Raw genomic sequence first — 13,921 nt, 5'->3', positions numbered from 1 at the left:
AATGCGCGCCCTGGTTCGTAAAGTTGATCAGGATAGTTATGGCCGGGCTGTGATTATGCTGGTGTTGGATGACTCACCGGAAGCTGTGCGCCACCAGCTGGCCCAGCAGCCTCTGAATATTGATGCGATGACCCGCGCACAGCTGATTGAGCAGAAGGGACCACCAGTACCAGTAAATAAACCGAAGGGCGGTCAGCTGTGTAAGTGGTTGGCAGCCCGTGAGCGTGAGCAAAAGTTCCAGAAGTTTCTGCAGCAGCGATACGGCCGCAATGCAACAACGCCAGAGTTGGCAGAGAAAGCCGTTAAAGACTTGCTGCAGTTCGGTAGCCGCACTCAACTCGATAACGATCCCGCTCTTAACAAGCGGTTCCGTAATGAAATCATGCTGGAGTACAACAAATGGTTAAACAAGTAGAAGCCCGACCACCAGCCCCGGTGGTGCCGGGTGGTCGGCTGGTGGTTGGTATTGACCCGGACCTGGTTAAATCTGGCGTGGCACTGGCGAAAGACGGCCAGTTGATCAGCCTGCTGGCAGAGCCATTCCCGCAGTTGTTAAAACACGCCCAGGAGCTGGTGGATAGTAATGCTCTGTTTGTTGTTGAGAACGTCGAACACGATAAAACCACATATCGCCGCGGCAAAACGAATGCTAAGACTCATGCAGCCATTGCCCAGAAGGTAGGGCAGGTGAAAGGGGTCGCCCGTGTGCTGGTTGAGTGCCTGCAGGATATGGGTGCAGACATTCACCTGGTTAAGCCGCTAACCGGTCCAGCTAAGCGCAAAGCCAAAGATGATGCGCAGTATTTCAATCAGATCACCGGCTGGCAGGGCAATAGCAATCAGGATAAGCGTGACGCTGGTTTGTTGGCGTTGTTCGCGGTGCCGAAGGGGGTGCTAAGTGTTCAAGTCTAAACGCAGAAAAGAGCTTGAGGCTAGGGAGCGTGAGCTGCTCTGGCTGCAGCAAAAGATTGACGAAATGAAGTGGTGGTGTGCCGCTGACAGCCCAGAGATTGGCCATGCGATGCTGCACTTGCAGGATTGCAGAGAATCAACCAGCTGCTTCAGGAATCGGTTGCGTCTCGGCCATTTGGATATCGAGGCCTTTTCAGAGGCAGTGTCAGCTGATAAAGGCCGCTAATAGCCATGCAGTATAAGTCATGCTAATGGCGGATATTTACAAGCACTATTTTAACTGGGTGTTGCAGTTAACGGAAGATCCTGTATATTCGAATCATGGGCAAGCGGGTAAAGGGTGCACTGAGTCATTCAGATGATTGGCCGCGAAGAAGAATTAACTATGATCAAAGGATAGGGGTAAAAAACGATGAATGGTCCGCTCTGTAATTGGTTTATTGCCCGTAAAGATGAGGTTCCTTTTCAGCGCTTTATTTGGGAGCGGTATCGGATGGATGCCTTTAATCCAGATATGACTGAGGAGGCGATCAAGACACTGTTGCAATTCGACAGTCTAACTCAGCTCGACAATGATATTAAGTTGAGTCAGCGATTTCGCAATGAAATTATTATGGAGTACAGCAAATGGTTGAAAAGCTAGATGCCAGTCCGTCAAAGGATTTAATTAAGAGTAAAAATTTTTTGGATCAAGCCAAATCAAATATTGAGAATTCGATTTACGAAGTTGCCACGGAATCGGCGGTTTTTTTGATGCACAACATCCAGCCATCAATTCAGAGTTTAGGAGGTGAGGCAGAGCTGGCTTTATCGTTTGCGAATTACTCTTCTGATAGCTTCTATGAAAAAACTGGAATCGATGTTGATTTGAATTTAAGAAGCCGACAATACACCGCGCAGGAGCTAGTTGAGTTGTGGGTGCAAGATTCAAAGATTTGTGAGGCTGGTCAGGTAGGTATTGAAATAACCCGCAAAGCCGATTTTTTAGAGGAGATCGTCAGAGGATTGAGGGTGGCTGCCGAAGGAGCACTTTGTAATGACGACTTCTGAGGTTTTTAGAAGTGTTTTAATTGCCAACTCAATACCTCGCCCACAAATGCTGGAGGCGTACTGGTATCTTGAGGACTTAATAGCCATGGAGCAAGGGCGTCCATTTACACCAAAAGATTTCTGGTCGCATGAGTCCAGGAAGTGCGGTATTTGTGGGCGGTTCGTAGATACAACACCATTCGGCGAGATTCCATTTGTATGTGTGAATTCAAAGTGCAATCAGCTAAAGGAATTTTGGAATATTCATGGGGATATAACAGCCTTTAGAAATCACGGTGGTAATAATGGTAATCATATCGATAAGAGATCTCAGTTTCTTAGATATCGAATTGGCCAATCGTACTCATCGTCAAAGCTATGCGAAATCCCTGAGTTAGAACGATCTTCATTTTTAGTGAGGGTTATGAATGATTGGGTAGAAAAAAATGGCTAACTCAAAAAGTACGCACCACCTAACCGGTAAGCCCAGCAATAACCGCCTGCCGGATGATAAAAAACTCAAGCGCCGCGCATTCGCGGAAGCGGATGGACCGTGGGCAGAATACACTGCCGCAGCCGAACAGCAGGGTATGAAAACCCAGGAATGGATGCGCAAGGTTTTGCGAGAGGCGCTCAGTCATGAACGATAAGTGTTCAAAGTATATCTATAGAGTTTGTTATGTTCACGACGATGGCATGGGGTTTAAGGATGTTGAGCTAGAAGAGGAAGGTAAAGGCCCTGAACTGGGGAGAGCATTACGAAACCAGCTGGAGTGTAAGCCCCAGAGAATAGTAATATTGGATAGTAAGCTTCTGAGATTAGAAGAGATGGCGAGCATTGGGTAAAAGAGTCTCGATCAACTAAGTAAATAAGGCCGCTAATGCGGCCTATTTTTTGGGTTGGCGCTACACCTTATTAATTCTGTCGATGAGCCAGTTAATAAACGAGCTACAGGCAGGGTATAATTCTGTAAGGGTTTCAGATGCCAACTCTTTTATGAGGTATCCAACAATTACTGTTAAAAGCGCCGGTTGTTTGATCTTTCTCTGTTTGCCTTTCATTAAAATTTCTCCACATAAATTTTATGAATGTATTGAATTCATAAAAGAAACTGGCGGAGTGGCGTTACTCACAGTAAGTTCTTGGTAAGCGCTACACACTGTGGGAGACACTCCGCATCGTGTACTTGAATAAGGGGTCATTGGCGTGACCTCTTGTTCTTCCTTGTAGTAACTCCTTGGTCTACGATTTTTTATTCTTGCATCTGTATTGATAGCTCCTTAGTGAGTTTGTCTTTGCAGCGCCGCAATAAAAGCACAAATTAAAATACCTGTCAGTACCCCCCTGTACGCCAGTGAGCGCGGCTGAATTTAACCCCCACCTATAAGAATATTACTTTTGATATACACCTTGTCAGGACTCAGGACAGACAGGGCAATATTAAATGGGTATTAATTCAGTATGGAGCGCTCGCAATGCAATTCTCGAAGCGTATTCAATAGAAATGCAATCCACCAGCGGATTTGATAGCGCTGGCGGTCCATCTTCCACAACCACCACACATAAAATCGCCAATAAATACGAAGCGGCTAAAGTTATTGCAGCGGTCGAAAATCAATCAGAATTAAAGGGCTGGTTGATCTGGGCATATGGCCCGGCTGTTATGGCTTCACTGCAGTCAGTTCAGGAGTCAGCTGTGGCGCTTGTTGGTGATTCCGTTGATTTGACGAATGGCCGGAATCAAGTACAGGCGGTCAAAATACGTGCACAGCTTCTGGTTTATCTCCATATGGAGAATTATCGCGCTTTGGCAATCACTGGCGTCAGAAAGTACCGCAAGGCTGATCACTTTAATAAGGCTATGCGGCGATTGACTTCGGGCGCTATCGGCTTAGATACCAAAAACAGAAACTACGCCCGTGACTTTGGTTTTATTGCGGGCTTGGTTGAGCAGCGTTGCTCCGATTTGGATCGACAGGGATTAGGTAAAGTTGCCCAAGCTCTGATAAATATTCGAAGTTTACGCGGTGATCAGCATTACTGGCAGCCAGCGCCATTCGCTGCAGCATCCTAAAGCTATTGCATGGATCGGAAGTTCACGCCGTTGGAGAAGAAAAGGCGTCAGCAGTTTAGTCAGGAGGAGTGGAGTCGCTGCGGAGCATGTAGCGGCTCTGGCTTTGTTCCAAAGGTTTTTACTAGCAGCGATGAGACCGCTTGTATTGAGTGCAACGGTATCGGCTGGATTCCGCCGGATGGTGAGAAGCTCTCAGAGTGTGAGGCCATTGTGTTTCTGCGATTGGCGCTTAATCGGAAAGATCGTGGTTTAAGGTTTGCTCATTTTGAACTGAGAAACCTTCGACCTGAAACTGATCCAGAACATCAGTTGGTTGAGTTTTATAGACAGCCAGGCTACAAAGGGGATTGATATTTTTAAGGGCATAAGTACTGTATTTAATACCACCTGTAATTAAATTCAGTATGAGGGTTGACTTATGACGCACTTTTATGGCTAAATTTCCATACTGGCGAAACAACGCCTAAACACTTTAAAAGACAGAAAGCCCGGTTATTTAACGATAACCGGGCTTTTTTTATTCCGGTCTGTCCTGACCTGATGAAAAGCCCCGGTCGTCCGCCGGGCACCTAATTAATGATTTTTATGCTTACTAATATTGATCCATCAGTACTGATAGCTGCTGCGACTTTAATTGTCTCAGTTATTGTTCAGCTAATTGGCTTTGGTCGTGTTATGGGGCGAGTGTCTATGAGGCTTGATTCACACCAGGAGCAACATATTCGCCACCAGACTCGACTTGATGAACACGCACAAATTATTAGTAAGCATGAGAGAGATTTGGCAGTAATTAAAGATCGTACAGCAAGGTCTGAGCATGTGTGATTGGCATTGGAAGAACTTTTCCCGTAAAGAGTTGCAGTGCAAAGAAACTGGCGAGTGCAATATGTCGCCTTCGTTTATGGACCGCCTTCAGGCTCTGCGTATTGAGTTTGGTAAGCCAATGGTGATAACCAGCGCCTACCGTTCCCGTCGTCATTCTGCTGAAAAGAATAAGCGCCGTCCTGGGACTCATTCGCTGGGTTGTGCTGTTGATGTTGCTGTGTCTGGTGAAGATGCAATTCAATTAATTCTATTGGCTCGCGTGCACGGATTCACCGGTATTGGTGTTAATCAGAAAGGTCCGCGCAAAGAACGTTTTATTCACTTGGATGATGCTGCCAAGCAGTCTTGGCGTCCGCGTCCGCATATCTGGAGCTACTAATCATGGCAAAAACTCTGACTATTGTGGCGATGCTAATGCTCGCCGTATCTGTTCTGTTTGGTTTTATTGAGCCCGGCACTGCCGTTGTGCTGTCTGTTGTCGGTGGCGTGCTGATGTACGCAATTGAGCGCAAGGTGAGCGCCTGGGGCGTGATGGTGCTGTGTGCTTTGTCTGGTGGGGCAATGGCTGTCACTGTGCCTGGTAGCACTACTGATTGGCTGACACTGCTCTACACCGCAACCATCACATGGCCTGGCTGGCCAGCTGTTGGCCTTGGCTTATCGGCCACTCATGCAATCGCGTTGCTCTGGGTGAACGTAACAGACACACCAGACGATGACGAGGCATATGGACGCTTTTATAAAAAGTATATTGAGCCAGCCGCAGGCATCTTTAATGGTGGCAAGGCGAAGCAGCAGCCATTCAGTAAGCGCTGGAGCTAATGAGTCTTAAACCTTGTGCACATACTGGCTGCGGGGCGCTCGTTCCCGCTGGGCAGCGCTGTTGCGAGAAGCACAGCAAGTTGCGAGCAAAGCAGGCTGACGAGGGCAGAGAGTCTGCCCATCAGCGTGGCTATACAAGCCGCTGGCGTAAAGCTGCAAAAGCCTTCCTTGATGCCAACCCATTATGTGTTCACTGCCAGGAAGAAGGCGTAGTAATGGAAGCCACACTGGTTGATCACATCATCCCGCATAAAAAGGACTGGTCATTATTCTGGGATAAAACTAACTGGCAGCCGCTGTGCAAGAAGCACCACGACCGCAAGACAGCCACTGAGGATGGTGGCTTCGGTCGCTCCCGTGGCTCTTCCAGATAGGGGGGCGGGTCGAAAGTCTACAGCCTGTGCCACAGAGACCGTTGGCCTCAGTCGAATTTTTATACCCGCGAAATTAAAAGTTTTTCCGTAACGCTTTTTCAGTAGTTGAGAATTATCTATGCCAGGTGGCCGAGGAAGAAAACCGAAGCCGAAAGCCCAGAAAGAGCTTGCCGGAAACCCTGGGAAGCGGGCGATTAATCAGAACGAACCTGAATTTGATCAGCTGCTAAATATTGATTGCCCGGAATGGATCACTGATGAAATTGCGATTCAGTGCTGGAAGTCTTATTGCCCCCAGCTTTGTCAGTCTGGTGTTTTGACGGCAGCCGATGGTCACAATCTGGAAATGTTCTGCATTGCTTACGCCACTTGGCGTCATGCGGTTGCAGAGGCCGGTCGTGAAATCACGATCATGCAGGAAAACGGAACGGTCAAAAAAAATCCTGCGCTATCGGCGGCAAACGAAGCAATCAAACAAGTTCAGTCGCTGGGTGCCTCGCTCGGTTTGGACCCTGCCAACCGTACAAAGATTGTTGTACCAGCTGGTAATAAGCCGAAGGAGAATAAATTTTCAGCATTGCTGGATATGATGAACAAAAAGTAATGGCATGGCGACTTTTCACAATGTTAATGCGGCGAATAAATACGCCCGCGACATCGTTGGTGGAAAGATTCCGGCATGCAAGTGGGTAAAAAATGCCTGTCAGCGTCACCTGGATGACATCAAAAAGCAGAGTAAGACTTACCCGTATTACTTTCACAAGCCAACCGCTGAAGCGGTTTGTCTATTTATTCAGTCATTGCCGCACACCAAAGGCAAGTGGGCGTCTAAGCGTGAAGACATAACGCTCGAACCCTGGCAAAAGTTCATTTTTGCTGTGTTGTTTGGTTGGAAGCGCAAGAAGGATGATACCCGTCGTTTCCGTGAGTTTTACGGATGTGTCCCCCGTAAAAATGGCAAGTCAGTTCTGGCTGCTGGCACCGGTAATTTTATGTTCACCCTGGATGGTGAATTCGGTGCAGAGATTTATGCAGGCGCTACCACTGAGAAACAGGCGTTAGAAGTATTTAAGCCAGCCAAGATCATGGTTCAAAAAACCATGGAGCTGGTCGAAGCGTTCGGCATTGAAATAAATGCCATGAATATGAACCGGTCAGACGATGGTTCAAAGTTTGAACCGGTTGTCGGTAATCCGGGCGATGGTTCCAGCCCCAGTTGCTCGCTGGTGGATGAATTTCACGAGCACAAAACGCCGGATTTATATGAAACCATGCTGACCGGTATGGGTGCCCGAGAGCAACCTCTGATGTTCATCATCACAACCGCCGGGACTAACATTGCCGGGCCTTGTTATGACAAGCAGCTCGAAGTTCAGAAGATGCTCGATGATGTTCAGCCGAATGATGAACTGTTCGGCATCATTTACACCATCGACAACGAGGAAGACTGGGATAAACCAGAAAGCCTGTACATGGCCAACCCGAATATAGGGGTTTCGGTCAAGGAAGATTACTTACTAAGCCAGCTGGAAAACGCCAAAAACAACCCGAGCCGCCAGGTTATTTATAAAACCAAGCACCTGAACATCTGGTGTGGTGCCAAGGCTCAGTGGCTGAACATGGTTAAGTGGCGTGAGTGTGGCGACTCATCGTTAAGAATCGAAGATTTCAAAGACGATGAGTGTTACGCATGCATCGATCTGGCCGCCAAAATTGATATGTGTGTGCAGTTGCGGTTATTCCGGAGAGAGATTGACGGCGAGCTGCATTACTACGTTTTCCCGAAGTTCTACCTGCCAGAAGAAACGATCAATAACACCAAAGAGAAGGCCAATAAAAACGCCTATCAGCGCTGGGTTGCTTCGGGTGATTTATGTGAAATGGCCGGTTATGAAATCGACTTTACGCTGTTTGGTGACGAAGTACAGGAAGACTGTGAAGGCTTGAATCTGCAGGAAGTGGTCTATGACCCTTGGCGTGCTGCTCAGCTTGCGCAGCAGCTCGAAAAAGAAGGCATGACCACGGTTGAATACCGCAACACTGTGCAAAACATGACGCTGGCGATGAAAGAAATGGAGGCCGCTGTCATGTCTGGCCGGTTCCATCACACCGATCACCCGGTTCTGAATTGGATGGCCAGCAATACGGTGAACAAGGTCGATAAGAAAGAAAACTATTTTCCTGATAAAGAAAGCAACGAGAACAAAATTGACGGAATCGTTGCCTGCATTATGGGTGTTGGTCGGGCTATGTATGAGCCTGAGAGCAATGAAATGAACATGGATTTTGTGAACTGGTAATTATGTGGCCATTCGGTAAGTCAAAAACAGCGGTATTGTCTGATCAGCTGGCAGCTACCCAGTCGCAATTATCGTCTGCGATGGACCAGATTCAGGAATTAAATAATTCCGTGACGGTTACCTCTGGCGATGTTGAATCCATGATGGATTTGTTAAATTCCGGTGCCAGCGCACATGGTGAGCCAGTAAATCGTAATACCGCAATGAAGGTATCTGCGGTTTACGCTTGTGTTCGGCTAATAGCTGGGTCAATCGGTTCATTACCGGCTCATATTTACGAACGTGACGGTAAGAAAAAAGAAATAGCCAGTAATCACCCGTATTACAAAGCATTGCATGATTCGCCAAACCCAATGCTTACCGCGGTGGTTTTCTGGGAGTGTGTTGTTACTTACATGCTGCTGAATGGCAACTCTTACGCACTGATTGGACGCAACCGCAACGGCGATATGATCTCCTTAACGCCGCTGAAATCAGAACGTGTTGTACCTGATACCAAAAATGGCCGGCTGATTTATGGTGTCGTTTTCGACGATGGCATACAAGCAACTTATGACCAAGACGATATTCTCCACACTCCTAATATTGGTTGGAATGGGAAAGAAGGGTTAAGCACTTTAAGAAGCGTTCTACTAAATGCTGTTGGCGGCGCTCTGGCTGCAGATAAATACAGCGCTACATTTTTTGCCAACGATGCTACACCGCGCGGTTATATCAAGTTCCCTGAAAATCTGAACAAAGACCAGGCGAAAATTATTCGTGATTACTGGTTTGACCATCATCAGCACCCAGATAAACGCCACTTACCCGCGTTTATCCCCAGTGGCGGTGAATTCAAAGAAATCACAATGAAAGCTGAAGATGCTCAGCTCTTACAAACCCGCTCTTTTAACGTCGCTGATATTGCCCGGATTTTCGGTGTTCCACCCCATATGATCGGCCACATGGAAAAGTCTACGGCATGGGGCACGGGGCTGGAGCAGCAAAGTATCGGCTTTCTGATTTTCACGCTTCGTCCACTTCTTACGCGAATTGAGCAGGAAGTTAACCGCAAGATTATTCGCAGTGATAAGTATTTCTTTCGCTTCAATGTCGACGGGCTTTTACGCGGTGACATTAAAAGTCGTTATGAGGCGTACCAGGTTGGTCTGGGTGGCAACCAGCAGCCAGGCTTCCTGACAGTAAACGAAGTACGCGAACTCGAAGACCGCGCGCCAATTGATGGCGGCGACAAACTTTACAAACCATTAACAGGTGAGACTGATGGCAGCAATGATGAACCGCCTTCTAAACCTTCTGAATCAGAATAAAGAACGCGCCAAGCCGCTGGAGGTTAAAAACGAGGGTGATACAACCCACGTTTACCTGTTTGATGCTATCGGTGGCTGGTGGGGCGTTGAAGCAGAGTCATTTATTAAAACTCTGAACGACATTTCCGACAGCAATATTGTTTTGCACATAAATAGCCCAGGTGGTGATGTGTTCGCCGCCCGTGCGATCGCAACGGCTATTAAACAGCATTCTTCCAATATCACTGCCCAAATTGACGGGCTTTGTGCCAGCGCCGCAACCTACATTAGCGCGGCATGTAAATCGGTATCTATGGCTGATGGCGGTTTCTATATGGTCCACGAGGGCTGGACGCTGGCCATAGGTAATAAACGCGATCTTAGTAAAACCATAGCACTGCTGGAGAAGGTCGATAACAGCATTGTTAATGACTACCAAAAGAAAACAGGTGCTGATCGTGACCAGATCGTTGACTGGATGGAAGAGGAAACCTGGTTCAGTGCTGAAGAAGCAAAAGAGCATGGTTTTATCGACTCCATTATCGACGAAGAAGCAGGCCCAAATAACGCGGCCAATTGGAATTTATCAGCTTACGCCAATGCACCTGCGGCACTGGTCAAAAATAAAGTTACCGATAACAAATCGGATGATGACGACTTCGATATCGAAGAAAACAAAGAATTCCTAGCCAAGTTGAAACGCCAAACTGAGGCGCTTGCCCTGGCTCACCCTGGTTAGCGGCTTCCCGCAAACCACCTATCTCAGCCCGCTTTATGCGGGCTTTTTTATACCTGTCCGAAAATACGGAGAAATATTATGCCTAAGAGCATTCAAGACCTGCGGGAAGAGCGCAAAAACATTGCAGCTCAGATGATTAATCTGGTTGAGAACAAACCGGAAGATCAGAAATGGACTGCTGACGATCAGAAAAAATATGATGATTTGAAAGCTGCCATTGAACCACTGGATCAGCAAATTGCTGCCTTTGAAGAAACGTTACAGCTTTCTCAGTCCGTACAGGATCAGATCGGCAATATTGCTGCTGAGCAGAACATCTCAATTGATGAAGCCACTCAGCGCGAAAGCAAGCGTAAAGAGTGCCTGAATGCATGGATGCGTGGCGGTGTTGATAACCTCACCAGTGAACAGCGCGAATTTATGGCCTCTGAAGTGATCCGCGTTCAAAATGAAATGGGTGTTGGCCAGGCTCAAAAAGGTGGCGCATTAACCCATCGTGAATTTGCTACTCGCCTGCTTGAAGCGATGAAGAAGTTTGGTGGCATGCGTAGCGTGGCAAATATTCTGCCTACGGCAACCGGCAACCCAATGGATATGCCAACCACCGATGCAACCAGCGAAGAAGGCGAAATCGTTGGCGAAAATGCCCAAGCCGGTGAAGGAGATACCGAATTCGGCACCATCTCCATGGGTGCGTTTAAATACAGCTCTAAATCAATTGCGATTCCTTTTGAGTTGCTGCAAGACAGCGATATTGATCTGGAAGCGTATATTCTGCGCCTGCTGGCTATGCGCCTGGCTCGAATTCAGAACAAGCATTTCACCATCGGCACCGGCTCTGGCCAGCCAAAGGGAATTGTTACTGCAGCGCAAGTCGGAAAGACTGCCGCTTCCCCAACAAAGATTACGTTTGGCGAGCTTAATCACCTGATTCATTCGGTGGACCCAGTCTACCGTGAGGGTGGTAATTGCGGACTGATGTTCAATGACATTACTCTGCGTGATCTGAAAGACGAGAACGACGCCCAGGGCCGTCCGCTGTGGTTGCCAGGTCATGAAGCAGGTGACCCTGATCGTATTTATGGTTATGGCTACACCATTAACCAGCAAATGGATGGTGTTGGCGCAAACAATAAGCCGGTGCTTTTTGGTGATTTTAATCACTACACCATTCGAGATGTTGCGCAGGTGCAGATGTTCCGCATGGACGACAGTAAGTTCACTCTGAAAGGTCAGGTTGGCTTTGTCGGCTTCCAGCGCTCTGACGGCAATTTGCTCGACGTTGGTGGAGCGGTTAAAGCATTGCAGTGTGCTAGCACGCTGTAATCGCTCCTGAACAAAAGGACTCATTCTGAGTCCTTTTTTGTTTCCATAAATCACGAGTAATAATCATGTCCAAGAAAAACAAAGCGGGTGAAAACTCGGTTCGTATTACCAGTATTGTCGTTTTGGGAGGCGTGACTTATCAGCCAAACGATTTGGTCCATAGCATTCCGGATGCTGAATTAAAAGAACTTGTCGACACTGGCAAGGCGCTGGATTCAGAAGCAAATATTGCTTATTGCCTGGAAGTGCTGGGCATCAAACCAGTGAAGTGTGGTGATCCACGCTACGTTGAAAAAACCGCGGATAATGCTGACGAGGCCCTGTCAGAATGATCCCTCTCGCCCTGGTAAAACAGCACCTGCGGGTGCTGCACAATCGTGAAGATGAGCTAATCGAGTCATATATCGATGCAGCGCTGCAAGCTTTTGAAGATTTCACCGAACGAAAGCTCTATTCGGACCAGGGCGCCCTTGATGCTGATAGCAAATCGCCGGAACACACGGCAGTGATAAACACCGGTATTCTACAGGGTGCCTTATTGCTGATCGGCAATTACTACACCTACCGCAATACAGGTGCAGACTTTCCGAAAGGAACAGAACGCCTTTGGCAGACGTATAAGGTTTATCGAATCGCATGATCGGAACATTCGACACCTACGCTGTTATCGAAAAACCGGTAACGAAGAAGAATGAGCTGAACGAGCCAGAAGCTACATGGCAAGAATTCGAGCCATGCTGGTGTTCCAAAAAATTGAAGAGTAGCAATGAAAGCTTTGCCTCTGATCATTTAACCAGCAGATCAGTGTATGAGCTAACCATGCACTATATCCCCGGCATAACCGACGATATGCGCGTAAATATCGACGGTGTTTATTTCAATATTACAGGCCACGACAGTCCGGGCCGTATTAAAACTGTTCTCACCGTTGAGCAAACCAGCTATGACCGAGGAAATTAAAATCGATGGCCTTGATGAGCTGGATAAAAAGTTCAAAGAGCTTGATGTAATTACCGGGCAAAAGGTTTTACGTCGGGCTTTGATGTGGGCAGCTACGCCCATGCACAAAGCCATGAAGGAAAGTGCGCCAGAAGGTACGGATACCGAGTACCTGGAACGAAAAAATAAACAGAAAAAGCCCACCAGTCTGAAAGACGGCACCAAAAAATGGTCCGAAAAAGCAGATGGTGAACATAGCGCCACGGTCAACGTCGGCTATCGAATGCGCCGTCATTGGTATGCCGGTTTACTTGAATTGGGAACCCGCCATATTGCACCGAAAGGCTGGATGCGACGCGCAGCAAATCAATACTGGCAGGAAACAGTGGTTCGCTTCAAAAAGCGCCTGCGGTGGCATTTCAAAAAGCTGGAAAAATAACCCGTGCTGGAATTATTCGTACAAAACATGCTGACTACGACTGCACCGGCCAGCGTAGCTTCTGTTGTGGGCAATCGGGTCTATGTTGGCATTATTCCCAAAGACTGCACATACCCAGCTGTTCGTTACACCGCTATTGATTTCTCACCTGGTGAGCGCACCAGCTCAGGCAAACAGCATTCAACCAAGCAAGCACTTTTTCAGATTGATATTTACGGTAACTCGTATCTTGATGCTGCCCTTATTGCCAATGCAATCAACGAACATTTTGATGGCTACCATGGCACTGTTGACAGCGCATACGGTAATTACGTTATTCAGCTGGTGGAAGTAACCAGTCAGCGCCCAGACTTCGAGTCTGACTTAGAAATTCATTCACAAACAATCGAACTGACGATCATCTATCAGAGGGTATAAGCATGTCAGATACAAATATCGGCGCCGAAAATGTGACGCTGAATTATGAAGGTTCAACACCTGACACTTTCGATCAGGTAGCGGGCGACCTGTACGATCCTTTGCCCGAACTCGCACTGTCACGTGAATCGCTCGACGATACTCATACCGGTTCTAAATGGGAGCGCTCGAAGGCTGGTATGCGCAAAGCTGGCGGAATGCAGTACAAACTGAAAACCACAGCGGCAGGCTTGGCAACCATCAAGGAAGATTTTAAAACAGGCAAAGAACGCAGTTGGCAGTTTGTCGTGCCATCTGATTCTGCAGATGCAACTGGTGGCAAGGAAACATTCGAATTCAAGGCATGGATTTCTGAATTAAAAATCCTGCCATCCATGAAAGACGAGACCTTCGTTGTGTTCTCGTTCAACGTTAATGAAGTGAAGGGCTATTAAT

Annotated in this window: 22 protein-coding genes; all 22 read left to right on the top strand. The window is 47.6% G+C overall.

Features of this window, described 5'->3' with window-relative positions; translation table 11 throughout:
• Position 1: 1 nt before the first annotated feature.
• The 22 genes from MK185_06680 (at position 2) to MK185_06575 (ending at position 13,920) form a co-directional block, all read left to right on the top strand.
• Entirely contained in the window at positions 2-415 is a 414-nt protein-coding gene (locus tag MK185_06680; GenBank protein MCH2040303.1) for a hypothetical protein, read from the top strand.
• Positions 400-912, top strand: a complete 513-nt coding sequence (locus MK185_06675; protein MCH2040302.1) for a hypothetical protein — start codon at positions 400-402, stop codon at positions 910-912. Before MK185_06680 ends, MK185_06675 begins: the two co-directional genes overlap by 16 nt.
• A complete protein-coding gene (locus tag MK185_06670; GenBank protein ID MCH2040301.1) occupies positions 899-1,138 on the top strand; it encodes a hypothetical protein in 240 nt (79 codons plus the stop codon). Before MK185_06675 ends, MK185_06670 begins: the two co-directional genes overlap by 14 nt.
• Before the next feature lie 186 nt (positions 1,139-1,324).
• Complete coding sequence (locus tag MK185_06665) at positions 1,325-1,555, top strand: hypothetical protein (GenBank protein MCH2040300.1); 231 nt, start codon at positions 1,325-1,327, stop codon at positions 1,553-1,555.
• Positions 1,540-1,962 (top strand): hypothetical protein, encoded by a 423-nt coding sequence (locus MK185_06660; protein ID MCH2040299.1) that lies wholly within the window; start codon positions 1,540-1,542, stop codon positions 1,960-1,962. Before MK185_06665 ends, MK185_06660 begins: the two co-directional genes overlap by 16 nt.
• Positions 1,949-2,395, top strand: a complete 447-nt coding sequence (locus MK185_06655) for a hypothetical protein (GenBank protein ID MCH2040298.1) — start codon at positions 1,949-1,951, stop codon at positions 2,393-2,395. Before MK185_06660 ends, MK185_06655 begins: the two co-directional genes overlap by 14 nt.
• The gene (locus tag MK185_06650) at positions 2,388-2,591 is read left to right on the top strand and encodes a hypothetical protein (GenBank protein MCH2040297.1); all 204 of its coding nucleotides are present in this window, start codon (positions 2,388-2,390) and stop codon (positions 2,589-2,591) included. Before MK185_06655 ends, MK185_06650 begins: the two co-directional genes overlap by 8 nt.
• Positions 2,592-3,386: 795 nt before the next feature.
• Positions 3,387-4,016, top strand: coding sequence for a hypothetical protein (locus MK185_06645; GenBank protein MCH2040296.1), 630 nt, complete (start codon positions 3,387-3,389; stop codon positions 4,014-4,016).
• 817 nt (positions 4,017-4,833) lie between these two features.
• The gene (locus MK185_06640) at positions 4,834-5,220 is read left to right on the top strand and encodes a D-Ala-D-Ala carboxypeptidase family metallohydrolase (GenBank protein ID MCH2040295.1); all 387 of its coding nucleotides are present in this window, start codon (positions 4,834-4,836) and stop codon (positions 5,218-5,220) included.
• A gap of 2 nt (positions 5,221-5,222) precedes the next feature.
• Positions 5,223-5,663 (top strand): hypothetical protein, encoded by a 441-nt coding sequence (locus tag MK185_06635; protein ID MCH2040294.1) that lies wholly within the window; start codon positions 5,223-5,225, stop codon positions 5,661-5,663.
• Between the two features lie 80 nt (positions 5,664-5,743).
• Positions 5,744-6,037 carry an HNH endonuclease gene (locus MK185_06630; GenBank protein MCH2040293.1) on the top strand — a complete coding sequence of 98 codons (294 nt, stop codon included), beginning with the start codon at positions 5,744-5,746 and terminating at the stop codon, positions 6,035-6,037.
• A gap of 118 nt (positions 6,038-6,155) precedes the next feature.
• The gene (locus MK185_06625; GenBank protein ID MCH2040292.1) at positions 6,156-6,641 is read left to right on the top strand and encodes a phage terminase small subunit P27 family; all 486 of its coding nucleotides are present in this window, start codon (positions 6,156-6,158) and stop codon (positions 6,639-6,641) included.
• 4 nt (positions 6,642-6,645) lie between these two features.
• Positions 6,646-8,337, top strand: coding sequence for a terminase large subunit (locus tag MK185_06620; protein MCH2040291.1), 1,692 nt, complete (start codon positions 6,646-6,648; stop codon positions 8,335-8,337).
• Positions 8,338-8,339: 2 nt separating this feature from the next.
• A complete protein-coding gene (locus tag MK185_06615) occupies positions 8,340-9,647 on the top strand; it encodes a phage portal protein (GenBank protein MCH2040290.1) in 1,308 nt (435 codons plus the stop codon).
• A complete protein-coding gene (locus MK185_06610; protein ID MCH2040289.1) occupies positions 9,601-10,365 on the top strand; it encodes a Clp protease ClpP in 765 nt (254 codons plus the stop codon). The genes MK185_06615 and MK185_06610 overlap by 47 nt, the downstream gene beginning before the upstream one ends.
• 78 nt (positions 10,366-10,443) lie before the next feature.
• On the top strand, positions 10,444-11,691 hold the full coding sequence (locus MK185_06605; GenBank protein MCH2040288.1) for a phage major capsid protein: 1,248 nt from the start codon (positions 10,444-10,446) through the stop codon (positions 11,689-11,691).
• 65 nt (positions 11,692-11,756) lie between these two features.
• The gene (locus tag MK185_06600) at positions 11,757-12,023 is read left to right on the top strand and encodes a hypothetical protein (GenBank protein MCH2040287.1); all 267 of its coding nucleotides are present in this window, start codon (positions 11,757-11,759) and stop codon (positions 12,021-12,023) included.
• A complete protein-coding gene (locus tag MK185_06595) occupies positions 12,020-12,331 on the top strand; it encodes a head-tail connector protein (GenBank protein MCH2040286.1) in 312 nt (103 codons plus the stop codon). The genes MK185_06600 and MK185_06595 overlap by 4 nt, the downstream gene beginning before the upstream one ends.
• On the top strand, positions 12,328-12,651 hold the full coding sequence (locus MK185_06590; GenBank protein ID MCH2040285.1) for a phage head closure protein: 324 nt from the start codon (positions 12,328-12,330) through the stop codon (positions 12,649-12,651). Before MK185_06595 ends, MK185_06590 begins: the two co-directional genes overlap by 4 nt.
• Entirely contained in the window at positions 12,635-13,069 is a 435-nt protein-coding gene (locus tag MK185_06585) for an HK97 gp10 family phage protein (GenBank protein MCH2040284.1), read from the top strand. Before MK185_06590 ends, MK185_06585 begins: the two co-directional genes overlap by 17 nt.
• Before the next feature lie 3 nt (positions 13,070-13,072).
• Positions 13,073-13,486, top strand: a complete 414-nt coding sequence (locus MK185_06580) for a hypothetical protein (GenBank protein MCH2040283.1) — start codon at positions 13,073-13,075, stop codon at positions 13,484-13,486.
• A gap of 2 nt (positions 13,487-13,488) precedes the next feature.
• Entirely contained in the window at positions 13,489-13,920 is a 432-nt protein-coding gene (locus MK185_06575; protein ID MCH2040282.1) for a hypothetical protein, read from the top strand.
• The last annotated feature ends 1 nt before the right edge of the window (position 13,921 follow it).

Source organism: Saccharospirillaceae bacterium (assembly GCA_022448365.1).
GTDB lineage: Bacteria > Pseudomonadota > Gammaproteobacteria > Pseudomonadales > Oceanobacteraceae > Bacterioplanoides.
This window is presented reverse-complemented; position numbering and strand designations above follow the sequence as displayed.